The following is a 22,870-nucleotide window of genomic DNA, read 5'->3' as shown; positions in this document are numbered from 1 at the left end:
ATGATTTTCCAATTCATCAGACGGAGTCTTGCCATGTCCACACTCGACGCGCCGGCGCCGTCCGCCGCACCCGAAGGCGACGCTTCGCCCGTCAGCCTGCCCTGGATCCAGCGGCTGGTGTCGATGGACACGACGAGCCGCGTGCCGAACCTCGGCCTGATCGAAACGGTGCGCGACGCGCTTGCCGCCAAGGGCATCGCGTCGACGCTCACGCACGATCCGCGCGAAGGCTGGGCCAACCTGTTCGCGACCGTGCCCGCGCACGACGGCTCGACCGACGGCGGCATCGTGCTGTCGGGGCACACCGACGTCGTGCCGGTCGACGGCCAGCAGTGGGACAGCGACCCGTTCGCACCGGCGCTGCGCGACGGCCGCCTCTACGGTCGCGGCACGTGCGACATGAAGGGCTTCATCGGCGCGGCACTCGCGCTGCTGCCCGAGATGCAGGCGACGAAGCTCGCGCAGCCGATCCATTTCGCACTGTCCTATGACGAGGAAATCGGCTGCGCGGGGGCGCCGCTGCTGATCGCCGATCTCGTCAAGCGCGGCGTGAAGCCGTCCGGCTGCATCGTCGGCGAGCCGACCAGCATGCGGCCGATCATCGCGCACAAGGGCATCAACGCGTACCGCTGCTGCGTGCGCGGCCATGCGGCACACTCGTCGCTGACGCCGAAGGGCCTGAACGCGATCGAATACGCGGCGCGCCTGATCTGCCACATCCGCGACATCGCCGAGCGCTTCCGCGCCGAAGGCCCGTTCGACGAGCTGTACGACGTACCGTTCACGACCGCGCAAACGAGCACGATCCAGGGCGGCAACGCGATCAACACGGTGCCGGCCGAATGCCGGTTCGATTTCGAATTCCGCAACCTGCCGACGCTCGATCCCGAGCAGATCTTCGCGCGCATCGAAGCGTATGCGCAGGAAACGCTGCTGCCGCAGATGCGTCGCGAGCATCCGAACGCGGCGATCGAATTCTCGAAGATCGCGGCCGCACCGGGGCTCGACGCGACCGAGCAGGCCGCGATCACGCAGCTCGTGCGCGCGCTGACGGCCGACCAGGACAAACGCAAGGTTGCCTACGGCACCGAGGCCGGACTGTTCGAACGCGCGGGCATCCCGAGCATCGTCTGCGGGCCCGGCAACATCGAACAGGCGCACAAGCCGAACGAATATGTCGAACTCGCGCAGCTCGCCGCCTGCGAGCAGTTCCTGCGCAAGTTCATCCGCAGCATGTCGGTCGACGCACGCTGACTGCCCCCGCCCCGCCGGCCTGCGTGCGCGGGCCGGCCCACCCCGCCACCTGCCACGTCATGTCGACTGAACAACAGGGCACCGCCCATACGACCATCGATGGCGAGCCGATCCCGACGCTCGATGAAATCGCCGCCCAGCATTTCGCGTTGTCGCCATGGGTCGCGCGCACGCCCGTGTTCGAGCGCGCCGACCTGCCGTCGCTGGAGGGCACGCACGTCAACTTCAAGTTCGAGCTGCTGCAGGTGAGCGGCAGCTTCAAGGCGCGCGGTGCGTTCACCCACCTGCTGGCCCTCGACGAAGCTCGCAAGAACGCCGGCGTCACGTGCGTGTCGGCCGGCAATCATGCGGCAGCCGTCGCCTACGCGGCGATGCGTCTGGGCAGCAGCGCGAAGGTCGTGATGTTCCATACCGCGAGCCCGGCGCGCATCGCGCAGTGCAAGCAGTACCGCGCGGAAGTCGTGCTCGCCGGCAGCGCGTCGCAGGCATTCGACCTCGTGCGGCGGATCGAGGCCGAGGAAGGCCGCTTCTTCATCCATCCGTTCAACGGCTATCACACGATTCTCGGCACCGCGACGCTCGGCTACGAATGGGCGACGCAAACGCCCGATCTGGACGCCGTGATCGTGCCGATCGGCGGCGGCGGGCTCGCGGCCGGCATGGCGACGGCGCTGCGGCTCGCGAATCCGCGCGTGCACGTGTATGGCGTCGAACCGGAAGGCGCGGATGCGATGTGCCGCAGCTTCGCGGCAAATCACACGATCAAGATGAGCGCGATGCAGACCATCGCCGATTCGCTGATGGCGCCGCACACCGAGGAATACAGCTACCAGCTGTGCCGGCGCCACGTCGATCGCATCGTGACCGTGTCCGACGACGCGCTGCGCGCGGCGATGCTGTTCCTGTTCTCGCACCTGAAGCTGTCGGTCGAACCGGCGTGCGCGGCGGCGCTCGCGGCGCTGCTCGGCCCGCTGCGCGAAACGCTGCAGGGCAAGCGGGTCGGCGTGCTGCTGTCGGGCACGAACACCGACCCCGCGACGCTCGGCATGCATCTCGCGCACGCGAAATTGCAGCGCTGAAGCCGCGCACCGCACCGAGGGTTATCCCCAGTTTATGTTGACAGCCCTGTTGATAACCCGCCGGACATGCACGCAAGTAGTTGAGCGCGCAGCGTTTTACGCGCGTGAAGCGTGCCGGACGCGAAATAGGCAGATAACGCCTGCGGACGCCCACGCCGCGACGTGGGCGCGTCGCGCGCGCCACGCGATCGGCGCTGCCGCCATCGCACTGCTCGCCGGTTGCGCGACACCGCCGTCGCCCGTCATCGACACCCCCGCCGCCTGCGTGCAGCCGGACGCGCGGCACATGCTGCAAGCCGACCTGCTGTTCGGGCGCGATATCGCCGGACGCGGCCCCGTCACCGATGCGCAACGCGCGGCATTCCTCGCCGACGTCGTCACGCCGCGCTTTCCGGACGGTTTCACGTACTGGGACACCCATGGCCAATGGCGCGACCGCGCCACCGGCCGGATCGTCCGCGAAGCGAGTTTCGTGATCCGCATCGTCGCCGACGATACGGCCGACACGCGCACGAAGCTTGCCGAGATCCGGCAAGCGTACCGCGAGCGCTTCCGGCAGGAGTCCGTCGGCATCACGCTCGTGCCGGCCTGCGCGTCGTTCTGATTCGTCCTCGCCGGCCGACGCGCGACGACGCGCAAAAAAACGGGCACCCGAAGGCGCCCGTCGCATGCGAGACATCCGCGTGTCGGTTACTTGTTCTCGAACATGTCCATGATCTGCTGCTTCTCCTGCTGCGTGACGGGCGGCGGCGCGAGCCCCTCCGAGCCGGCCGAGCCGAGCGCGTCGTTCGCGCTGATCGCGTTCGCGGCCGGGTTGATGTCCACGCTCCCGACGAAGCCGTTGCCCGGCGTGCGATCGGCGTAGTAAAGCTCGCCGTCGATCGTCGTCAGCCCGTCCGGCATCGGCATCTGCTGCTCGGGCACGCCGTTCAGCGCGGTGCGCATGTAGTTCACCCAGATCGGCAGTGCGAGCTGCGCGCCGAATTCGCGGCTGCCGAGACTCTTCGGCTGGTCGAAGCCCATCCATGCGACCGCGACGAGCGACTGCTGGTAGCCGGCGAACCAGCCGTCCTTCGCATCGTTCGTCGTACCCGTCTTGCCCTGCAGGTCACTGCGGCCGAGCACGTTGGTGCCCGCGCCCGTGCCGGCCGTCGCGACCGTGTGCAGCAGGCTGTTCATCACGTATGCGTTGCGGCCTTCGATCGTGCGCGGCGCGGTGCCGCCGGCGATCACCGGCTGCGACTTCTGCAGCGGCTGGCCGCGCGCGTCGTCGACTTCGGCGATCAGGTACGGATCGACCTTGTAGCCGCCGTTCGCGAACACCGCATAGCCGGTCGCGAGCTGCAGCGGCGTGACGAGGCCGGCGCCCAGCGCCATCGGCAGGTACGGCGGCGTCTTCGCCGGATCGAAGCCGAAGCGCTGCGTCACGTACTCCTGCGCATACTGCGTGCCGATCGATGCGAGGATCCGGATCGACACGAGGTTCTTCGAACGCTGCAGGCCCGTGCGCATCGACATCGGGCCGTCGGGCTGGTCGTCGTCCTTCGGCTCCCACGCGGTGCCGCCCGGCACGCTCGGCGGGAAGTACAGCGGCGCATCGTTGATGATCGTCGCCGGCCCGAGCCCCTTGTCGAGCGACGCCGAATAGATGAACGGCTTGAACGACGAACCCGGCTGGCGCCACGCCTGCGTCACGTGGTTGAACTTGCTCTTGTTGAAGTCGAAGCCGCCGACGAGCGAGCGGATCGCACCGTCCTGCGGCGCGATCGCGACGAGCGCGCCTTCGACCTGCGGCAGCTGCACGACCTGCCAGCCCGTCTTGCCGTCCTTCAGCACGCGCACGATCGAGCCCGGCTTGATCCGCAGCGTCGCATTCGCGCGCGGGCTCAGCGCGGCCGACACGAAGCGCAGACCGGCCGGCCCGATCGTCGTCGTCGCGCCGCCGACGAACTGCACCTCGACCGCGTTGGGCGACGCGGCGAGCACCACCGCCGACTGCAGGTCGCCGTTGTCCGGGTGATCGGCGAGCGCATCGTCGATCGCCTCGTCGCGATCGTCGCCGGCGGCCGGCAGGTTGATCGAGCCTTCCGGCCCGCGATAGCCGTGGCGGCGCTCGTAGTCGAGAATGCCGCGACGCACGGCCTGGTACGCGGCTTCCTGGTCGGCCGCGTTGATCGTCGTCGTGACGGTCAGCCCGCGCGTGTAGGTTTCGTCCTTGTACTGCTGATACATCATCTGCCGCACCATCTCGGCGACGTATTCGCCGTGCACCGCGTACTGGTTGCCCGGCGTGCGCACGTGGATCTCTTCCTTCACCGCCTGGTCGTACTGCGGCTGCGTGATGTAGCCGATCTCGAGCATGCGTTTCAGGATGTACTCCTGACGCACCTTCGCGCGCTTCGGATTGACGACCGGGTTGTACGCGGACGGCGCCTTCGGCAGCCCCGCGAGCATCGCCGCTTCCGCGAGCGTGATGTCCTTCAGGTCCTTGCCGAAATACACGCGCGCGGCGGCCGCGAAACCGTACGAGCGCTGGCCCAGATAGATCTGGTTCATGTACAGCTCGAGGATCTGGTCCTTCGTCAGCGCCTTTTCGATCTTGTACGCGAGCAGCATCTCGTAGATCTTGCGCGTATACGTCTTCTCGCTCGACAGGAAGAAGTTGCGCGCGACCTGCATCGTGATCGTGCTCGCGCCCTGCCGCGCGCCGCCGTGCATCAGGTCGGCAACACCCGCGCGCAGGATGCCGAGGAAGTCCACGCCGCCGTGCTCGTAGAAGCGATAGTCCTCGATCGCGAGCACCGCCTTCTTCATCACGTCGGGGATGTCCTGGAAGCGCACGAGGCTGCGGCGCTCCTCGCCGAACTCGCCGATCAGCACGTGATCAGCGGTAAACACTCGCAGCGGCACCTTCGGCTGGTAGTTGGTCAGCGCATCGAGCGACGGCAGTTGCGGCGCCATCACGACCAGCGCGTAGCCGACGATCAGCGCACCGACGACCGCGAGCGTCGCGAACAGGCCGACGAACCACAGCGCGACGCGCGAGCCGAACGAACGGCGATCGCCGCCCCCGCTTCCGCGACGCTGCGCGCGCCGGTCGTCGCCGCGCTCATCGTCATCGGGGTAATAGGCTCCCGACGGCGAACGGCGCAGCGTGTAGTGAGGTTCGTTCCGGTCGGAAGGAGAAGACGGTCGTTTGATAATTGGCATGTCGGAATGGCGGGCGGCGTGGCGCCCTCGGACGCATGCGGAAAATGCAAGCGGATGAGTCAGAGTGGGTGCATCGTGGCAACTGTCACGTCGACAGACCCCGCCGCGCGGCGATCCGTTCCCGCGACGTGACAGCGCATTTTAATGAAATCGTCCGGCCGGCTTCGCGATTTTTTGTAAAAATTCCCGCACGAGCGTGAATTGCGGAACGTATTCGCGCCATGCTCCGCCTATCATGGACTCGCAACCCGCTGCGTGCCGCGGCATTTCTTTCAGATACGAAAGGTCGGCATCCGCACGCGCATGGCGCTTGAACTCGCGCACTTAAGCCGTATTTAAGGGGCCGGCGGTGTAATATCCGCGAGCTCGCGCGGGTCGGAACGGATTCGCGACGGGCCTTGCCGCCCACGCGGCACCTTTTAACCACGGAGGATTTCATGTCGCTTTTCGACTCTGTTTCGCGCACGATCAAAGGCCTGCTGAACGACGCGGCCGACTCGGTACAGGATCCGTCGCGCGACGCACGGCAGATCGTGCGGGAGCTCGACGACAGCATCGGCCGTGCCGAGAATTCGCTGATCGAGATCGAAGCACAGGTCGCGACCCAGCGCAGCAAGCGCGACGCGGCCGACGACAAGGTGAAGAAGTACGAGGACGGCGCGAAGCGCGCGCTGCAGGCCGGCGACGAAGCGCTCGCACGCGAGGCGCTCGCCGCGCAGGCGAACGCCGAAGCCGAGCGCGATGCGCTCGCGGCCGAGCTGGCGACGCTCGAGCCGTCGGTCGACAAGCTGAAGGGGCAGATCGCCGACATGCGTCAGCGCCGCAACGATCTGAACGCACGCTCGAACATCCTGCAGGCGAAGCAGGAAATCGCGCAGGCGAAGGACGTCGCAGCCAGCGCGCTGGGCGGCATCGGCGGCAAGAACCTGTCCGAGGATTTCCAGAAGCTCGAGGACAAGGTCGCGCTGCAGAACGCCCGCTCGGACGCGCGCCTCAATTCGGCCGACACGTCGAGCGGCAAGGCGCTCGACGACAAGCTCGCCGCGCTGAACAAGGGCCCGTCGGTGGAGGACCGCCTCGCCGCGCTGAAGAAGCAGCTCGACACGCCCGCGCAGTAACGGCCACCGCGCCGCGGCCCGCCGGGCCTGCGGCGCGCACCGATCGTCAGGAGACGGGCGCTCGCGCCCGGTTCGACCATGAAGAAATCTCTCGCCGCTCTCGGCCTCTCGCTGATGCTGCTGTCGTCCGCCGCGTTCGCGGTCCCGTCGCTGCAGCAGGTCGAGCAATCGATCGCGCAGCGCAACTGGCAGCAAGCCGACACGCAGCTGTCGCAAGTCATCGACGCCCACCCGAACAACGCGCATGCGCGCTATTTGTACGCGCAGGTGCTGGACCGCGAAGGCCGCGCGTCCGACGCGCTCGCGCAACTGCAGAAGGCGAAGTCGCTCGACCCGCAACTGCGCTTCACCGACGCGTCGCGTTTCGCGCAGACCGAATCGCGCATCCGCGCGGACGCCGCGCGCACGAGCGGCAACGCACCGTCTGCCACGCAGAGCGGTTCGCTGCAGTCGTCGCTGGCCCCTGCCGCGCCGGTCGCGAAACACGGTCCGTCGACCGGCATGTGGATCGGCCTCGGCCTGATCGTCGCGATCGTCGCGCTGGTGCTGCGCTGGACGTTGCGACGCGCGCGCTCGGCCGGAGACGGTCGTGCCGACGACGAACGCCGCACGCAATTGAAGCGCGCGACCGACGTGCTGAACGACATCCGTCCGCTGAAGCTCGACGCGAAGCTGTCGACGGCGCCGGGCGCCGCCGCGCTCGTCAGCGAAATCGAAGGCATCGAGACCGACGCACGCACGCTCGTCGAAGCACTGTCGAACGGCAAGAATCCCGTGCCGCCGTATCGCGTCGACGAACTCGAACAGCGACACGCGAGCGTGAAGGCGCGCGTCGAAGGCCGCCCCGATCCGAGCGCGCAACCCGCGGCGCCCGCGAACGGCAGCGGCTCCGTGTACGCGCAGGAAGCCGATCGCGTGACCGGCGCGCAAGGCCAGCCATATCAGCAGCAACCGTACCCGCAACAGCCTTATCCGCCGCAACCGTATCCGCAACAGCAGCCGCCCGTCGTGATCCAGCAAGGCGGCGGCTTCGGCGGCGGGATGGGTGGCCTGCTGACCGGCGTGCTGCTCGGCGAGGCGATGTCCGGCGGGCGCGAACGCGTGGTCGAACGCGACGTGATCGTCGACGACCAGCGCCGACGCCAGGAAAACAACGAGCCGGGCTTCGACCTCGGCCGCGGCGACGACTCGAACTGGAGCGACGGCAACAGCGGCGGCGGCGTCGATCTCGGCAGCAACGACGACGGCTGGACCGACGACAACACCTGAGCATTGCACACGCGGGCATGGACGCATCGCATCGCGCCACGCCCGCCCCGTCGCACCGCGCTTCCTTTCAATTCCGCGCTCGCCGACCCGTCCGCGATTTGTTAATCATTTCAAGATGGGCTACCGGCAATGGGGCACGTTCGCTATCATGCGGCCATCGGCGTGCCTCCGATCCCCCTCCGACCCGTCAGACGCTTCGCAGCCCTGCGCGTCGCGGCACGCCTCCCCTCGCCCAACCAGGAGAAAGCCGCTCATGAGCATAATCAAGGAATTCAAGGAGTTCGCCGTCAAAGGCAACGTGATGGATCTCGCCGTCGGCGTGATCATCGGTGGCGCATTCTCGAAGATCGTCGACTCGGTCGTGAAAGACCTCATCATGCCGGTCATCGGCGTGCTGACGGGCGGTCTGGATTTCTCGAACAAGTTCGTTCTGCTCGGCACCATCCCTCCGTCGTTCAAGGGTAATCCCGATTCGTTCAAGGACCTGCAGGCCGCGGGCGTGGCCGCATTCGGCTACGGCTCGTTCATCACCGTGGCGATCAATTTCGTGATCCTCGCGTTCATCATCTTCCTGATGGTGAAATTCATCAACAAGCTGCGCAAGCCGGAAGAAGCCGCGCCGGCCGCGACGCCGGAAGACATCGTGCTGCTGCGCGAGATCCGCGATTCGCTCAAGCAGCGCTGAGCTTCGCGCCACGCAGCATCCGCCGGGCCCGCCAAGTGCGGGCCTTTTTCATGGGCGCGTGCCGCGCGTGGCCCATCGCACTTTTTTGTGACGCGCGAATGCACGCGCGGGAAAAGCAGGTCTATGATGGAGACTAAACGACAGTACGGGCGCCAAGACGCTGGCTGTGTCGATCATCGTGGCAAGCGGGTCGACGGGAGACATTGATCGTCGTACCGCGCGAGTGCAGCATTTTCGTGTGCTATAAAGGATCGACATGCGGCGTACATAGCCGGGAGTGGGTCGCATGAAAGTGCCGCATTTCTTGCAATTGTTTTTGAGGCGAGTGTTTATGTCCTTCCCGAAAAAACGTCGACGTGCGCAACAGGACGGCCAGGAGTCGTTCCTCGCGGTATTGCGCCACTCGAAACCGTTCGCGCAACTCGACACCAAGATTGCCCGCGCTCGCGCGCAGGACGAGCCCGTCCTCTATGCGCATGTGCTGCCCGGCCTCGACGTGCTCCTGTGCAGTGTGCGCGGCGCACAGCCGCCCTATCCGGCCATCGCCGAACTGCGCAAGCGCTGTATCGAATCGATCGCCAACGCACTCGAACAGCCGCTCGACGGCCTCGAGAACGGCGGGTACTGGTACGAGGCGAACGGCTTCGGCTTCCTCGTGTTCGCAAGCCGCGCCCGGGCACGCATCCTGCCCGAATTTGGTGCAGGCACGAAGGCCAGCCTGCGCGGCGGCCTCGGACGCCAGAACGCCGGCGACACGACACCGCGCTCGCTCGGCTGAACCGACACCGACACGATGGGCCGCCTCGCAGCGGCCCATCGGCCATTCAGGCTTCCCGCTTCAGCGTCGCCGCATGCTTACTGCGCCGCCGCACGTCCGTTGCCGGGCCGGACGATGTCGATGAACGCGGCGAAATCGGCACCGGCGAGCCCTTGCGCGGCGCCCAGCCGAAGCACCTGCTGCACCGTGGCCGATACGGGCATCACCGCGCCCGTGTCGCGTGCGGCGTCGGCGATCGCGTCGACGTCCTTCTGGAACGTACTCAGCGCGCCGATCGGCGGGTGACCGCCTGACGTCATGCGCGGCACGAACGTCTGCAGCAGCACCGAATCGGCCCACCCGCCGGCCAGCGCATCGGCGAGCCGCGCGGCGTCGATGCCGCTCGCCTGCGCGAGGCCGACCGCTTCCGCGATCGCGGTCACCGTCGCGGTAACGATCGCCTGGTTGCAGAGTTTCGCGGTCTGGCCCGCGCCCGCATCGCCCATGTGCGTGATGCGCGACGCATACGTGTCGATCAGCGGCCGCACCGCGTCGAGATCCGCCGCGCCGCCACCCGCCATCACCGCGAGCGTGCCGGCCTGCGCGCCGGGCACGCCGCCCGACACCGGCGCGTCGATCCAGCCGACGCCGAGCGTGGCCGCGCGCGCCGCATAGTCGCGCGTCGCGGCCGGCGGAATGCTCGAATGATCGACGATGCGCTTCAGGCGCCGCGCATTCGCATCGCCGGCAAGAAGCCCGTGCTCGCCGAACACGACGTCGCCGACCGCGCGACCGTCAAGCACGCAAACGAACACCGTGTCGACGCGCTCGGCCAGTTCGCGCGGCGTGTCGACCACCTGTGCACCGTCTTTTTCGAGCGCCTCTGCCTTGCCGCGCGTCCGGTTCCATACGCTGACCCGATGGCCCGCCGCCAGCAGATGCCGAATCATCGGCGCGCCCATCAATCCCGGTCCGCAAAATCCGACTTCCACGATGTTTCTCGCCTCCAATTGGGGTTGCACTTGCCGCCCATCATACCTATCACTCAAGAAGCCGGACACGCGCGGTGCCGCCTCGGGCCCGCCGCTTGCGCCGGCCGCACATACCGACATTCCAGGGAGCGCATCATGAGCGACCACGTCTACAAGCTGATCGAACTGACCGGCTCATCGCGGCAGTCTTGCGACGACGCCATCCGCAACGCGATTTCGAAAGCCGGCAAGACGCTGCACAACCTGCACTGGTTCCAGGTCACCGAAACGCGCGGCCACATCGAAGGCGACCAGGTCATCCACTGGCAGGTCACGCTGAAAGTCGGCATGCGCATCGACGACTGACGCACGCGCTTCACCTTCACGCGCGGTGCGGGGCCAACGGATGCGTGCAATGCGCATCCGCGCGGTGCCGCGCCCACCCGCCTCCGTCCGTTCGCGTCCTTCGCAAGGCCCGGCCGGCGGTCGTCTGCGGGTATCCATCTCTTGACGCTGACTTTCGTTCATATTAAAAACCATATACCCACAGCACCCCTCGATCAGCCCAGCCATATAAACTGGAGAAATCATGAGTCAGCAACGCGAGGCGATCGACACGTACCTCTTGCGCGTCTTGCACACCTTGTTGATGGAGCGCAGCGTCACGCGCGCGGCCGTCAAACTGAACCAGTCGCAACCGGCGATCAGCGCCGCGCTGCGGCGCCTGCGCGACATCACCGGCGACCCGCTGCTCGTGCGCGGCAAGTCCGGCATGGTCCCGACCGAATACGGATTGCGCCTGCTCGAGCCGGTACAGAACGCACTGCGCGAAATCGAGCGCATCAAGTTCCAGCAGCACAATTTCGACCCGGCCACGTCGATCCGCTGCTACCGGATCGGCTGCCCCGACTATCTGAACGTGCTGTTCGTGCCGACCGTCGTCGAGCGCTTCCGCCAGGCGGCACCGAACGCAACGCTCGAGTTTCACTCGCTCGGCCCCGCATTCGACTACGAGCTCGCGCTCGAAGACGGCAAGCTCGACATCGTCGTCGGCAACTGGCCGGAGCCGCCCGAGCAGCTGCACCTGTCGAACCTGTTCGTCGACGAAATCGTCTGCCTGATGAGCAACACGCATCCGTTCGCGAAGCGCGGCGGGCTCACGCTCGACCAGTATCTGAACGCGCCGCATCTCGCGCCCACGCCGTACTCCGTCGGCCAGCGCGGCGCGATCGACGTGCATCTCGCGCGCGAACGGCTCAAGCGTCACGTGGTCGTCACGCTGCCGTACTTCAACCTCGCGCCGTACGTGCTGGTGAAGTCCGACCTGATCTTCACGACGACGCGCCTGTTCGCCGATCACTACGCGAAGTTCCTGCCGCTGTCGGTCGTGCCGGCACCGCTCGACTTCCCGCCGATGCAGTACTACCAGCTGTGGCACGAACGCTGCCACTACTCGGACGAAGTGCGCTGGCTGCGCGGCCTCGTCGCCGAAGCAACCCGCACGCTGATCGAGGCGTAATCGCGCAGCACGCGCGCGGCGGTCGCGCCGTTGCAGCGCGGCCCGGTGCGATGCGCGGCGTGCGGCGGCCACGCCCGCCGCCGCGCGCCCGATCCGCGGCACGCGGCGTGACCGTCCCATCGACGCGTCAGCGCGACGCCTCCACCAGCGAGCGCGCCAGCGCGTTGTGACGTTCGATGACCGGCGGCAAATCGAGCGTCGCAAGCCGCCCTTCCCGCACCACCACCTTTCCGTTCACCACCGTGTACGCCGTCTGCGACGGCGCGCAGAACACGAGCGCCGCGACCGGATCGTGCAGCGCGCCCGCGAACAGCGGCTGGCGCAGGTCGAATGCGGCGAAGTCCGCGGCCATGCCGGGCTTCAGCGCGCCGATGTCGTCGCGGTTCAGCACCTTCGCGCCGCCCAGCGTCGCGATCTCCAGTGCCTCGCGCGCGGTCATCGCGTCCGGCCCGAAACCCACCCGCTGCAGCAGCAGCGCCTGCCGCACTTCGGCGACCATCTGCGCGCCGTCGTTCGACGCGGAACCGTCGACGCCGAGCCCGACCGGCACACCTGCGAGACGCATCTTCTTCACGGGCGCGATGCCGGACGCGAGCCGCATGTTCGAACACGGACAATGCGCGACGCCGGTGCCGGTGCGCGCGAACAGGCCGATGCCCGCCTCGTCGAGCTGAACGCAGTGTGCGTGCCATACGTCATGGCCGACCCACCCGAGATCCTCCGCGTATTCGGCAGGCGTCATCCCGAACTTCTCGCGGCTGTACGCGATGTCGTTGAAGTTCTCGGCCAGGTGCGTGTGCAGCGACACGCCGTAATCGCGCGCCAGCACGGCCGCGTCGCGCATCAGGCCGCGACTCACCGAGAACGGCGAGCACGGCGCGACCACCACCCGCAGCATCGCGTAGCGGCCTTCGTCGTGATAGGTCTCGATCAGGCGCTGCGCGTCGCGCAGGATGTCGGGCTCGCGCTCGACGACGGAATCGGGCGGCAGCCCGCCGTCGCGCTGGCCGACGCTCATCGCGCCGCGGCTCGCGTGAAAGCGCATGCCGATTCGCTGCGCGGCGCCGATGCTGTCGTCGAGCCGGCTGCCGTTCGGATAGATGTACAGATGGTCGCTCGACGTCGTGCAGCCCGACTGCAGCAGTTCGGCCATCGCGGTCAGCGTCGACACCTCGATCATCTCGGGCGTCAGGTGCGCCCAGATCCGGTACAGGTTCGTGAGCCAGCCGAACAGCTCGGCGTTCTGCGCGGCCGGCACCGCGCGGGTGAGGCTCTGGTACATGTGGTGATGCGTGTTCACGAGCCCCGGGATCACGAGGTGGCCGCGCAGGTCGAGCACTTCGTCCGCGGTATCGGGCAGCTCGGCGCTCGGGCCGACCGCGACGATCCGGTTGTCTTCGATATAGAGCCCCGCATCGCGCAATTCGCGGCGCGTGTCGTCCATGGTCACGAGCACGTCGGCGTGCTTGACCAGCAAGGTTTTCGGGCGGGATGAGGATGGGTGCGGCGCGCGTGCGCCGGCGTGCTGCTCGAGGTTCATGCGTTCTCCGCGTCGTCTGCCCCCGGGAGCCGCTCCCGGAGGCCGTCACAAGGCCGTTCGAACGCTGATTCGCGGCACGCCCCGGTGCCTGCGTCCGTTCGAACGCGCTGGCCCGGTTACCCGGCGTGAATGCCGTCTTCGGGGTACGCGCGGACCGACGCCCGACGCGCACGGCCGGAGCATCGCCCAAGTGCGCGCAACGCACAATGCGCGATCCGGAATACCGCACTTCACGGTTTCGATATGGTACGCCGCGCGCGGCCCGGGCGGGCGCCGGAATTCCGGGCCGCCGGCCGTTCCCGGCCGGGCGTCGACAGCGGTTCATGCGCGGCGCATTATCTTTGATATCGCGCCCGCATTCGCGCGGGGAACCTTTTTACAATGCCTGCACGGCGCTCGCTTCAATCTCGCCGACGGGTATGTAGCCACGTGACGTGGAGCCTCGATCCGCCGCACAGTCAATGGATCGAGTCGCCGCCGAACCTCGCATTCACACAAGGACAATTGCGAATGGGAAAGCTCACTACCCACGTACTCGATACGGCACACGGTCGCCCCGGCGCTGCCATCAAGGTGGACCTCTACGCGCTGGACGGCGAATCGCGCCGCGCGATCAAGACCGTGCTGACCAATAGCGACGGCCGCTGCGACGAACCGCTGCTCGAAGGTGCCGCACTCGCCGCCGGCGAATACGAACTCGTGTTCCATGCCGGCGACTACTTCGCGTCGCTCGGCGTGAAGGTGCCCGAACCCCGCTTCGTCGACCGCGTCGTGCTGCGCTTCGGCATTGCCGACACCGCCTCGCACTACCACGTGCCGCTGCTCGTGTCGCCGTGGTCGTACAGCACCTATCGCGGCAGCTGACACACGCATCGGCGCCCGCATCAAAGACAACGATCTGAGTCTGGAGGAGTTTCATGGAAGGCTTCATCACCGACTGGCTGAACCTCGCGCTGCGATGGCTGCACGTCATCGTCGCCATTGCGTGGATCGGCGAGTCCTTCTATTTCGTCGCGCTCGACAACAGCCTGAAACCGCCGACCGACGCGAACCAGCGCAAGCGCGGCGTGTTCGGCGAACTGTGGCACGTCCACGGCGGCGGTTTCTACAACATGCAGAAGTACACGGTCGCTCCGCCGGAAATGCCGGATGACCTGCACTGGTCGAAATGGCCGTCGTACACGACGTGGCTGTCGGGCTTCTCGCTGTTCTTCGTGTTGTACCTGCTCGCACCGAACACGTATCTGATCGACAAGAGCGTGCTCGACATGGGCCCGGTCGTCGCCGTCGCATCCGCTCTCGGCTTCCTCGCGGCCGGCTGGATCGTCTACGACTCGCTGTGCCGCATCCTCGGCACCAACGATCGCGTGCTGGGCATCTGCGTCGGCATCTACGTCGTTATCGCCGCGTACCTCGCGTGCCACATCTTCTCCGGGCGCGCGGCGTACCTGATCGTCGGCGCGATGCTCGCGACGATCATGTCGGCGAACGTGTTCTTCGTGATCATCCCGGGCCAGCGCAAGATGGTCGACAAGATGCTCAAGGGCGAGGAGCCGAACCCGATCTACGGCAAGCGCGGCAAGCAGCGTTCGGTGCACAACACGTACTTCACGCTGCCGGTCGTGTTCGCGATGCTGTCGAACCACTATGCGATGACGTACACGAACAAGTTCAACTGGGTCGTGCTCGTGTTGATCATGCTGGCCGGCGCGCTGATCCGCCAGTTCTTCGTGATGCGCCACCGTGGCAAGCAGCTGTGGTACCTGCCGATCGGCGGCGTCGCGCTGCTGTCGGGCGCACTGGTGTGGACGATGCCGAAGCCGGTCGCACCGGAAGCGCAAGCCGCGAACGCGCCGAAGATCGTGATCAACGACATCATGCCGATCCTGCAGCAGCGCTGCGTCGAGTGTCACTCGGCGAAGCCGACGCTGATGGGCAGCGCACCCGCCGGCGTCATGTTCGACACGCCGGACGAAGTGTCGAAGAACGCGCAGCGCATCTACGAACAGGCCGTGCGCCTGAAGGCGATGCCGATCGGCAACGTCACGCACATGACCGACGACGAGCGCGTGAAGCTCGCCGCCTGGTTCGAGGGTGGCGCGGTCAAGTAAGCCGCCGTGCGCCGGCACTGGATGCCGGCGCAATCCTCTCCGTTCGCGGGCCCGGAAACGGGCCCGTTTTTTTTGCGCGTCCGGAACGCGTCTCCGCTAGCCGCGCATCGCATCGCGCTGCAGCGCGACGAGCACATCGAGCGCGCGCGGGCCGTCGTCGAACGGCACGAAGATGTGATCGTGATACGCAGCAGCCATCACGTTGCAGCTGATGCCAGCCGCGCCGAGGGCACTTGCGAACGCGGCCGTCAGGCCGACCGCCGCGAGGTCCGAATGAACGGTCAGCGTGATCCAGGCAGCGCGAAACAGCACGGGCCAGCCACGACGCGCGGCCGTCGCCTCGTCGACCACGACCGTCAGGCCTTCCGTTTCGCGGAACGTCGCAATCGCTTCGGATAACGATACGTCGACATCGGCCGGCAGTGCGACGAAGGCGAACGCATCGCGATGCAGTTCGGGACGCATCGTGCGCAACAGGATCGCGAGGTCGTTTTCAGGGCGGCTCATCGTGGTACGGCCCGGAAGCCGGGCGTCGTGCGGTAGCGATGCGGGCACGATAGCATGCGATCGACGTCTTCGACATGGCGATCGCGCGATGCGCGTGCGTGCGCGGCGGACATAAAAAAACCCGCGCAGTTTCGCGCGGGTTTCCTTGATGAAACGAGGTACTGCAGAAATGCTGCTCAGGCCGTCACGGCATCCAGCGCATCCTCGGTGAGCCACAGCGATTCCTGCAGGTCCTGCTCGTTCAGATTCAATCCGTCGCCGCCACGATCGACGACGATGAAGTCGCTGACGCCGCCGAGCGCGATCAGCGGGTGATGCCACACGCCCTTCGCATAGTTCACGCCCTGCCACCCGCTCGTCACGAACGCGCGGATCTTCGACGGATCGAGATCGCCCGCCGGCGCGACGACGACCAGGTACGGCCGGTCGTTCAGCGGCACGAACGCCTGGCTGCCGAGCGGATGGCGCTCGAGCATCTTCACCTCGAACGGCAGCGTGCGCGGCTGGCCGCGGAACAGGTTCACGAGCGTGCGGCCGCCTTCGTCGGTCACGTCGACCTTCGCGAGATCGTGAAAGCGGATCGTCGTGCCGAGGTTGATCGGAATCTGCTTCGCGCCTTCCGTTTCGATCACGTCGCCGAACGGCGCGAACGCGTCCTTGGTCAGCGGTTCGATTGCAAGCGTCTTCATTTGTCGAGCGTCCCCCACAGACGCAGGCGCGACACGCCGCCGTCCGGAATGATGTTCAGGCGTACGTGGGTCACCGGGCCCAGCGATGCGATCTCGTGTTCGAAGTAATGCTGCTTGTCCATCTGCAGCTTCTGTTCGCCGAGCAGCGCCGGCCAGAACATCGACTGCGTGATCAGCGAGCTGTCGGTGCCGCCCGACACGTACGCGGCCTGGATCGAGCAGCGGTCCGGATAGTTGCCCTTGAAAAACGCGGTATCGACTTCGATCTTGCGGATCACGCCCGGCTGCGCGAGCGCGATGATTGCCCAGTCGTTGCCCGGTTCGCGGCGGCGGCGGGTCTCCCAGCCATCGCCCATGTTCACGCCGCGGCCGGGCAGCAGCAGGTTCGACGCGACGCCGAAATGCTGGTTGTTCGCGGCCACCACGTAACCACCGTTTTCCATCGCCGCGAGGTCGAACTGCTCGGTCGCGCTCGCGCCGGCCCAGTCCAGCTGCGGCTGGCCGTACACGCGCAGGCGCGCGATGCCGCCGTCCGGATAGATGTTCACGCGCAGGTGCGTGAATGCACGCGCGTCGCTCGCTTCGACGTAGTGATGGCTGTTGCCCTGCAGCGTCGTCGACGGCACGATCTCGACCCATTCGGTCGCATGCGTCGGCGCGCCATCGGCCACGTAGGCGGCCTCGATCGACGCGGCCGGCGGGAAGTTGCCGGTGAAGTGGCTCGTGTCGATGTCGAAGCCCTTGATCACACCGGGCCGCGCCAGCTTGACGATGCACCAGTCATAACCGGTCGTGCGCTTGCGGCGCGTCTCCCAGCCGTCCATCCACTTGCCGTGATCGTCGTACTTGCCGGGGATGAAGACCGCCGGCTCCGGATTCAGCATCCGCTCCTTCGGCGCGAAGAAGTCGTCGCTGGCCTCGAGCGCCTGCGCACCGAGGCGCGGGTCGGCGAGGTTCACGTAGCGCCGCGTGAAATCGGGTGCGTCGGGATCGAGAAGCGGAACAGCCATGATGTTTCCTTGTTTCAGTAAAGCGAACCGGCCGCTGCGCCGCAGCAGGCCATGTTGCGGAGTCAGGCGTCGATGAGGTCGTCGAGACGAAAGCGCGCGATCCGGTAGATCTGGTCGAGGCTCGCCCGCAGTTCTTCGGCGCGCGAATGGTTCACGCGCGACTCGAAATTCGCGATGATGCCGTGCCGGTCGTAGCCGCGCACCGCGAGAATGAACGGGAAGCCGAACTTCTCGCGATACGTGCGGTTCAGCGTCAGCAGCTTGTCGAACTCTTCCTGCGTGCACTGGTCGAGGCCCGCGCCGCTCTGCTCGCGCGTCGACTCGGCCGTCAGCTCGCCGCGCACGGCAGCCTTCCCGGCCAGTTCCGGGTGAGCGTTGATCAGTGCGAGCTGGCGCACTTCGCCGCTCGTCTCCACCGCGTTCGACATCGTCTCGTGCAGCGCGTCGATGCTCGCGAACGGTCGCGCGCCCGCGGCAATCTCGGCCACCCACGGCGAATGTTCGAAGATTCCCGACAGCGCCGCGACGAATGCGCTCGGCGCCATCGTGTTCAGTTGCTCCAACGTGTAACGCATCGCCTTCATGCTTTCCCTTCGTTTCGATGATTGGGCTGATACGGATGATGTTCACGCCAATGACGCGCGATATCGACACGGCGCGTCACCCATACGCGATCGTGCTTCTCGATGTGGTCGAGGAAACGCTGCAGGCCGCGGAAACGTCCCGGCCGGCCCAGCAGTCGGCAGTGCATGCCGATCGACAGCATCTTCGGCGCTTCGTCGCCCTCGGCGTACAGCACGTCGAATGCGTCGCGCAGGTACTCGAAGAAGTGCTCGCCGGTGTTGAAGCCCTGCGGCGTCGCGAAGCGCATGTCGTTCGTATCGAGCGTGTACGGGACGATCAGCTGGGGCGACGTGCCGCCGCCGGACACCTTGACGTCCATCCAGAACGGCAGGTCGTCGCCGTAGTTGTCGGAGTCGTACAGGAAGCCGCCGTATTCCGCGACGAGGCGGTGCGTGTTCGGGCTGTCGCGGCCGGTGTACCAGCCGAGCGGACGCTCGCCCGTCACGCGCTCGATCGCTTCCATCCCGAGGCGCATGTGCTCGGCCTCGAGCTCGGGCGACATGCTCTGGTAGTGGATCCAGCGCCAGCCGTGGCACGCGATCTCGTGGCCGAGTTCGACGAACGCACGCGCGAGTTCCGGATGGCGCTCGATCGCCATGCCCACGCCGAACACCGTCAGCGGCAGCCCGCGCTTCTCGAATTCGCGCAGGATGCGCCACACGCCGGCACGCGAGCCGTATTCGTAGATCGATTCCATGCTCATGTGGCGGTCCGGATACGCGGCCGCGCCGACGATCTCGGACAGGAACTGTTCGGAGCCCGGATCGCCGTGCAGTACGCAGTTCTCGCCGCCCTCCTCGTAGTTGAGGACGAATTGCACGGCGACGCGGGCACGCCCGGGCCAGTTCGCCTGCACGGGATGGCGGCCGTAGCCGATCAGGTCGCGAGGATAATCGGGATCGAGTGACATGGATTCGAGGTGCGGCGAAAGCCTGCTGAAGTAATGGGTTCGCATCGACGCGCGCGGCTGCCCGAGGGCCGGCCGCACGGGCCGATGCGATGACGGCCCAGTGTAGCGAAAACGTCCATACGCGCCCATACAGCGGCGCAGATAGTGCATGTCAGACGGCGTGTATGTGCGATTGCGGCAAATTCGGCACCGGTTCCTCGTCCGCGCCGCCGCTGCGCGCGGCCGCAGCGGCCGGCCCGGCCGTGGACGCGTCCTCCGGCGGGCTGAACCGCGCGAATTCGCCGTCGTAGCGCTTCGGCAGCGGCCGCGCATAATCGCCGCGCTTCGCGGTCGCGAGGCGCAGCGCGACGAGCGCCTCGGCCCACTTGACGGCCGCCGTGACGCCTTCCACCACCGGCGCGCCGATCTGCTGCTCGATCTCGTGCGCGAATTCGGCCATCCCGGCGCAGCCGAGCACGATCGCGTCGGCGCCGTCCTCGTCGAGCGCGCGCCGGCATTCATCGACGATGATCCGTCGCGCGGCCGAACCGGGGCGGTCGAGCTCGAGCACCGCGACATCGGTCGCCCGCACGTTGCGGCAGAACCGCTTCATCCCGTAGCGCTCGGCGAGATGCCACGCCATCCCGCAGGTGCGCGCGAGCGTCGTGACGACCGAGAAGCCCGGCGCAAGCACACTCGCCGCGTGCATCGCCGCCTCGGCGATCCCGATCACCGGCCCGCGCGCGAGTTCGCGCGCCGCATGAAGGCCCGGATCGCCGAAACATGCGATCACGTACGCGTCGCAGCCATCGCGCTCGCCCTGCGCGATCTCGGCCAGAAGCCCGGGCGTCGCGAGCGCCTCGTCGTAATAGCCTTCGATCGACGGCGGACCCATCGGCGGGCTCACCGCGACGATCTCGGTGCCCGCGGCCGCGACTTCGCGAGCGCAGCGGCCCATCGCATCGGTCATCCGCTGCGTCGTGTTGGGATTGATCAGCTTGATCTTCATCGTGCGCTCCTCAAGCCTTCGTGCTCACGAGCAGCCGGTAGAACACGAAGCCGAGCCCCGCGCCGATGAACCACGAGAAGTTCGCGGCGGCCTGCCAGCCCGGCGCCATCACGCAGACGACGGCGATCACCGCGGCCGGCAGCAGCGCGGCGAGCGCGCGGCGATTCACGCCGCCCGTGTACCAGTAGGTGCCGCGCTCGGACATCGTGTACAGGTCGTCACGCACGAGCCGGCCGCGCTTGACGAGGTAGAAGTCGGCGATCAGCACGCCGTACAGCGGGCCGATGAATGCGCCGAGCACGTCGAGCGTGTAATGGATCACGGCCGGATTGTTGAACAGGTTCCACGGCGTGATGAAGATCGACGCGACGGCCGCGAGCATGCCGCCCGCGCGCCAGCTGATCAGCCGCGGCGCCACGTTCGAGAAGTCGAACGCGGGCGACACGAAGTTCGCGACGATGTTGATGCCGATCGTCGCGATCGTGAACGTCAGCGCACCGAGGATCACGGCCGTCGGATGGTCGATGCGGCCGACCGTCTCGACGGGATCGGTGATGAGCTCGCCGAACACCGGAAGCGTCGCGGCGGTGGTGATCACCGTGACCAGCGAGAACGCGAGGAAGTTGACCGGCAGCCCCCAGAAGTTGCCGCGCTTCACGTCGCCGAACGAGCGGCAGTAGCGCGAGAAGTCGCCGAAGTTGAGCATCGGCCCGGAGAAGTACGACACGACCAGCGACACGGCCGTGATCATCACCGGAATCACTTCCGCGCCGTGATACTTGACGCCGCCGAGGTTGATGCCAATGTTGCGCCAGCCCGCACGCCACACCATGTAGCCGGCCAGGATGAACATCACGACGTAGACGGCCGGGCCGGCGAAGTCGATGAATTTCTTGATCGTCTCCATCCCGTTCCAGAACACGAGCGCCTGCAGTACCCACAGCAGCATGAAGCCGGCCCAGCCGACCGCCGACAGCCCGAGAAAACCGTAGCGATGGACGTCTGCGTACGGCAGCCATTGCGGAAAGAACTTCAGCACGACGATCACGAGCGCGCTGGACGCGAGATAGGTCTGGATGCCATACCACGCGATCGCAATCAGCCCGCGGATCACCGCAGGCACGTTCGCGCCGAGCACGCCGAACGTCGCACGGCATGCGACCGGATACGGCACGCCGATCTGCTGGCTCGGCCGCGCGATCAGGTTGCACAGCCGGTTCACGATCGTGATGCCCACGATCAGCGCGATCAGCACCTGCCAGCTCGTCAGCCCGAGCGCGAACAGGCTTCCCGCGAACACGTAGCCGCCGACGCTGTGCACGTCCGACATCCAGAACGCGAAGATGTTGTAGGCGCCCCACGTCTGATTCTTCAGGGGTGCCAAATCTTCGTTGTACAAACGTTGACTGTAACCGTCCGGCAACGCCGGGCCGCCGCCCTCGCCGCCTTCTTCCTCCGGATACGCGCTGTCGTGCGCCACACTGAACTGAGCCATGACTTCTCCTTGACGCGGCCTGGGAGCCGCTCCACCGTCATCGATATCGCTCCGGACATCGCCCGGAGTCGGACTGGCGGCCGACGGCGCGAACCGCCGGCCTGCATTGCTCTTGTCGTGTGGCGCGCGGCCGGATTCGCGTCGCCGCTCAGGCGCCGCCGAACACTTCGCGCAAATCGACCTGCCCTTGCGCGGGCCGGTCCAGCATCTTCAGTTCGACATGCTGCAGGTGGTGCGCCATCAGCGTCACCGCCCGCTTCGAATCGCCCGCTTCCAGCGCGGTCAGGATCTCGTCATGGTCGTCGCACGAGCACGGGCTGCGGCCGTGCGATTCATACAGCGCCGACATCAACGTCGAGCGTGCGACGAGCCCGTCGAGGCACTCGCAGAGTGTCGCATTGCCCGTCAGCGCCGCGAGCGCCGTGTGGAATTCGCCCGACAGCCGGATCCACGCCGCGAAGTCGTGCCGCTCGAACGCCTTGCGTTCCTTGTCGATCAGCGTAGCGATGCCTTTCAGCCGCTTCGCGCCCGGCCCCGTCGCGAGCCGCTCGACGACGGCCAGCTCGATGATCCGGCGCATCTCGAATACCTCGTGCACGTCCTGCAGCGTCGGACTCGCGACGAACGCGCCGCGGTTCGGCTCGAGATCGACCAGCTTGTCGGCCGCGAGCTGCGAGAGCGCCTGCCGGATCGTCCCGCGCTTCACGCCGAACACGTCGCAGAGCTGCGCCTCCGTCAGCTTCGCGCCGGGCGCGAGCCGATGCTCGAGGATCGCCGTGCGGATCCGCTCGGCGATCGCTTCGGGACCGGCAGCGCCGGACGGATGGGTATCGAGGTCGTTCATGTTCTGCATCGCGTGATGATCCTCATCCTAGGATGGACATAAAGATTGTCAACAATTCTTTTCGCTAAATGCGCACAATCCGCGTGCACCCGCCCGTGCCAGAGCGGTGCATCGCGCCCGAAATCTAGGCACGGCAAGCCTCTCCTGCTTCTCCATGGCGGCTCACGGTGTATACCCTCGCGGTCGTTTTGTTGACAAAATTGGTGCACACCCGGGCACCAAGCCGAGCGACGGTGACGAAAATAGTTGACCGTTAGTTGCACACTTGCTTAAAGAAAAAGGCGGAAAAC

At 66.8% G+C, this 22,870-nt stretch carries 22 protein-coding genes; 11 read left to right on the top strand and 11 right to left on the bottom strand.

The window, feature by feature from the left end:
- The first annotated feature begins 33 nt into the window (after positions 1–33).
- From argE to HW466_RS14180, 3 genes are read left to right on the top strand one after another with little or no spacing between them, the layout of a single operon-like run.
- Positions 34–1,254 carry an acetylornithine deacetylase gene (argE, locus tag HW466_RS14190; protein ID WP_151003958.1) on the top strand — a complete coding sequence of 407 codons (1,221 nt, stop codon included), beginning with the start codon at positions 34–36 and terminating at the stop codon, positions 1,252–1,254.
- Positions 1,255–1,313: 59 nt separating this feature from the next.
- Entirely contained in the window at positions 1,314–2,333 is a 1,020-nt protein-coding gene (locus tag HW466_RS14185; RefSeq protein ID WP_059464303.1) for a threonine/serine dehydratase family protein, read from the top strand.
- A gap of 34 nt (positions 2,334–2,367) precedes the next feature.
- The gene (locus HW466_RS14180; protein ID WP_151003960.1) at positions 2,368–2,937 is read left to right on the top strand and encodes a DUF3574 domain-containing protein; all 570 of its coding nucleotides are present in this window, start codon (positions 2,368–2,370) and stop codon (positions 2,935–2,937) included.
- An 86-nt stretch (positions 2,938–3,023) separates the two neighbouring features.
- Here the strand turns inward: HW466_RS14180 and HW466_RS14175 are convergent, their stop codons facing one another.
- Entirely contained in the window at positions 3,024–5,543 is a 2,520-nt protein-coding gene (locus tag HW466_RS14175; protein WP_060119397.1) for a penicillin-binding protein 1A, read from the bottom strand.
- Positions 5,544–5,980: 437 nt separating this feature from the next.
- On the opposite strand from HW466_RS14175, the gene HW466_RS14170 reads away from it, so the two are divergent.
- The 4 genes from HW466_RS14170 (at position 5,981) to HW466_RS14155 (ending at position 9,393) form a co-directional block, all read left to right on the top strand.
- Positions 5,981–6,661 (top strand): PspA/IM30 family protein, encoded by a 681-nt coding sequence (locus tag HW466_RS14170; RefSeq protein ID WP_059449977.1) that lies wholly within the window; start codon positions 5,981–5,983, stop codon positions 6,659–6,661.
- Positions 6,662–6,739: 78 nt separating this feature from the next.
- The gene (locus HW466_RS14165) at positions 6,740–7,930 is read left to right on the top strand and encodes a tetratricopeptide repeat protein (RefSeq protein WP_151003962.1); all 1,191 of its coding nucleotides are present in this window, start codon (positions 6,740–6,742) and stop codon (positions 7,928–7,930) included.
- A 253-nt stretch (positions 7,931–8,183) separates the two neighbouring features.
- Positions 8,184–8,615: a large conductance mechanosensitive channel protein MscL gene (gene mscL, locus HW466_RS14160; RefSeq protein WP_006752022.1), complete on the top strand. Its 432-nt coding sequence runs from the start codon at positions 8,184–8,186 to the stop codon at positions 8,613–8,615.
- Positions 8,616–8,946: 331 nt separating this feature from the next.
- Positions 8,947–9,393 (top strand): hypothetical protein, encoded by a 447-nt coding sequence (locus HW466_RS14155; protein ID WP_027784713.1) that lies wholly within the window; start codon positions 8,947–8,949, stop codon positions 9,391–9,393.
- Positions 9,394–9,470: 77 nt separating this feature from the next.
- On the opposite strand, the gene HW466_RS14150 is transcribed toward HW466_RS14155, so the two are convergent.
- Positions 9,471–10,364 (bottom strand): NAD(P)-dependent oxidoreductase, encoded by an 894-nt coding sequence (locus HW466_RS14150; protein WP_059503230.1) that lies wholly within the window; start codon positions 10,362–10,364, stop codon positions 9,471–9,473.
- A gap of 135 nt (positions 10,365–10,499) precedes the next feature.
- Here HW466_RS14150 and HW466_RS14145 point away from each other — a divergent pair, with 135 nt between their 5' ends.
- Positions 10,500–10,709: a dodecin gene (locus HW466_RS14145; RefSeq protein WP_006755984.1), complete on the top strand. Its 210-nt coding sequence runs from the start codon at positions 10,500–10,502 to the stop codon at positions 10,707–10,709.
- A 223-nt stretch (positions 10,710–10,932) separates the two neighbouring features.
- On the top strand, positions 10,933–11,862 hold the full coding sequence (locus HW466_RS14140) for a LysR substrate-binding domain-containing protein (RefSeq protein ID WP_040144447.1): 930 nt from the start codon (positions 10,933–10,935) through the stop codon (positions 11,860–11,862).
- 127 nt (positions 11,863–11,989) lie between these two features.
- Here HW466_RS14140 and HW466_RS14135 read toward each other — a convergent pair whose 3' ends face one another.
- Positions 11,990–13,402: an 8-oxoguanine deaminase gene (locus HW466_RS14135; RefSeq protein WP_151005695.1), complete on the bottom strand. Its 1,413-nt coding sequence runs from the start codon at positions 13,400–13,402 to the stop codon at positions 11,990–11,992.
- 510 nt (positions 13,403–13,912) lie between these two features.
- Here HW466_RS14135 and uraH point away from each other — a divergent pair.
- Both uraH and HW466_RS14125 read left to right on the top strand, forming a co-directional pair.
- Complete coding sequence (uraH, locus tag HW466_RS14130) at positions 13,913–14,266, top strand: hydroxyisourate hydrolase (protein ID WP_011657188.1); 354 nt, start codon at positions 13,913–13,915, stop codon at positions 14,264–14,266.
- Between the two features lie 53 nt (positions 14,267–14,319).
- Positions 14,320–15,513, top strand: a complete 1,194-nt coding sequence (locus tag HW466_RS14125; RefSeq protein WP_059449982.1) for a urate hydroxylase PuuD — start codon at positions 14,320–14,322, stop codon at positions 15,511–15,513.
- 96 nt (positions 15,514–15,609) lie between these two features.
- On the opposite strand, the gene HW466_RS14120 is transcribed toward HW466_RS14125, so the two are convergent.
- The 8 genes from HW466_RS14120 to HW466_RS14085 form a co-directional block, all read right to left on the bottom strand.
- Positions 15,610–16,020, bottom strand: coding sequence for an ACT domain-containing protein (locus tag HW466_RS14120; RefSeq protein WP_151005693.1), 411 nt, complete (start codon positions 16,018–16,020; stop codon positions 15,610–15,612).
- Between the two features lie 176 nt (positions 16,021–16,196).
- Positions 16,197–16,709: an ureidoglycolate lyase gene (locus HW466_RS14115; RefSeq protein WP_059503238.1), complete on the bottom strand. Its 513-nt coding sequence runs from the start codon at positions 16,707–16,709 to the stop codon at positions 16,197–16,199.
- Positions 16,706–17,719: an allantoicase gene (gene alc, locus HW466_RS14110; RefSeq protein ID WP_059449984.1), complete on the bottom strand. Its 1,014-nt coding sequence runs from the start codon at positions 17,717–17,719 to the stop codon at positions 16,706–16,708. Before alc ends, HW466_RS14115 begins: the two co-directional genes overlap by 4 nt.
- 62 nt (positions 17,720–17,781) lie before the next feature.
- Positions 17,782–18,303 (bottom strand): 2-oxo-4-hydroxy-4-carboxy-5-ureidoimidazoline decarboxylase, encoded by a 522-nt coding sequence (gene uraD, locus HW466_RS14105; RefSeq protein WP_151005691.1) that lies wholly within the window; start codon positions 18,301–18,303, stop codon positions 17,782–17,784.
- Positions 18,300–19,253, bottom strand: a complete 954-nt coding sequence (gene puuE / locus HW466_RS14100; RefSeq protein WP_059503542.1) for an allantoinase PuuE — start codon at positions 19,251–19,253, stop codon at positions 18,300–18,302. The genes uraD and puuE overlap by 4 nt, the downstream gene beginning before the upstream one ends.
- A 151-nt stretch (positions 19,254–19,404) precedes the next feature.
- Complete coding sequence (locus HW466_RS14095) at positions 19,405–20,241, bottom strand: aspartate/glutamate racemase family protein (protein WP_059547308.1); 837 nt, start codon at positions 20,239–20,241, stop codon at positions 19,405–19,407.
- A 10-nt stretch (positions 20,242–20,251) separates the two neighbouring features.
- Complete coding sequence (locus HW466_RS14090; protein ID WP_059503241.1) at positions 20,252–21,736, bottom strand: NCS1 family nucleobase:cation symporter-1; 1,485 nt, start codon at positions 21,734–21,736, stop codon at positions 20,252–20,254.
- Between the two features lie 148 nt (positions 21,737–21,884).
- Positions 21,885–22,589: a GntR family transcriptional regulator gene (locus tag HW466_RS14085; protein ID WP_059449989.1), complete on the bottom strand. Its 705-nt coding sequence runs from the start codon at positions 22,587–22,589 to the stop codon at positions 21,885–21,887.
- Positions 22,590–22,870: the final 281 nt, after the last annotated feature.

The sequence above is a fragment of the Burkholderia territorii genome (assembly GCF_902833055.1).
GTDB lineage: Bacteria > Pseudomonadota > Gammaproteobacteria > Burkholderiales > Burkholderiaceae > Burkholderia > Burkholderia territorii.
Note: the sequence above shows the minus strand (reverse complement) of the source record. Positions and strands in the feature narration are given on the sequence as shown.

Coding starts and splice junctions, on each gene's coding strand:
- argE (WP_151003958.1), top strand. CDS start 34: ATGTCCACACTCGACGCGCCGGCGCCGTCCGCCGCACCCGAAGGCGAC.
- HW466_RS14185 (WP_059464303.1), top strand. CDS start 1,314: ATGTCGACTGAACAACAGGGCACCGCCCATACGACCATCGATGGCGAG.
- HW466_RS14180 (WP_151003960.1), top strand. CDS start 2,368: ATGTTGACAGCCCTGTTGATAACCCGCCGGACATGCACGCAAGTAGTT.
- HW466_RS14175 (WP_060119397.1), bottom strand. CDS start 5,543: ATGCCAATTATCAAACGACCGTCTTCTCCTTCCGACCGGAACGAACCT.
- HW466_RS14170 (WP_059449977.1), top strand. CDS start 5,981: ATGTCGCTTTTCGACTCTGTTTCGCGCACGATCAAAGGCCTGCTGAAC.
- HW466_RS14165 (WP_151003962.1), top strand. CDS start 6,740: ATGAAGAAATCTCTCGCCGCTCTCGGCCTCTCGCTGATGCTGCTGTCG.
- mscL (WP_006752022.1), top strand. CDS start 8,184: ATGAGCATAATCAAGGAATTCAAGGAGTTCGCCGTCAAAGGCAACGTG.
- HW466_RS14155 (WP_027784713.1), top strand. CDS start 8,947: ATGTCCTTCCCGAAAAAACGTCGACGTGCGCAACAGGACGGCCAGGAG.
- HW466_RS14145 (WP_006755984.1), top strand. CDS start 10,500: ATGAGCGACCACGTCTACAAGCTGATCGAACTGACCGGCTCATCGCGG.
- HW466_RS14140 (WP_040144447.1), top strand. CDS start 10,933: ATGAGTCAGCAACGCGAGGCGATCGACACGTACCTCTTGCGCGTCTTG.
- HW466_RS14135 (WP_151005695.1), bottom strand. CDS start 13,402: ATGAACCTCGAGCAGCACGCCGGCGCACGCGCGCCGCACCCATCCTCA.
- uraH (WP_011657188.1), top strand. CDS start 13,913: ATGGGAAAGCTCACTACCCACGTACTCGATACGGCACACGGTCGCCCC.
- HW466_RS14125 (WP_059449982.1), top strand. CDS start 14,320: ATGGAAGGCTTCATCACCGACTGGCTGAACCTCGCGCTGCGATGGCTG.
- HW466_RS14120 (WP_151005693.1), bottom strand. CDS start 16,020: ATGAGCCGCCCTGAAAACGACCTCGCGATCCTGTTGCGCACGATGCGT.
- HW466_RS14115 (WP_059503238.1), bottom strand. CDS start 16,709: ATGAAGACGCTTGCAATCGAACCGCTGACCAAGGACGCGTTCGCGCCG.
- alc (WP_059449984.1), bottom strand. CDS start 17,719: ATGGCTGTTCCGCTTCTCGATCCCGACGCACCCGATTTCACGCGGCGC.
- uraD (WP_151005691.1), bottom strand. CDS start 18,303: ATGAAGGCGATGCGTTACACGTTGGAGCAACTGAACACGATGGCGCCG.
- puuE (WP_059503542.1), bottom strand. CDS start 19,253: ATGTCACTCGATCCCGATTATCCTCGCGACCTGATCGGCTACGGCCGC.
- HW466_RS14095 (WP_059547308.1), bottom strand. CDS start 20,241: ATGAAGATCAAGCTGATCAATCCCAACACGACGCAGCGGATGACCGAT.
- HW466_RS14090 (WP_059503241.1), bottom strand. CDS start 21,736: ATGGCTCAGTTCAGTGTGGCGCACGACAGCGCGTATCCGGAGGAAGAA.
- HW466_RS14085 (WP_059449989.1), bottom strand. CDS start 22,589: ATGCAGAACATGAACGACCTCGATACCCATCCGTCCGGCGCTGCCGGT.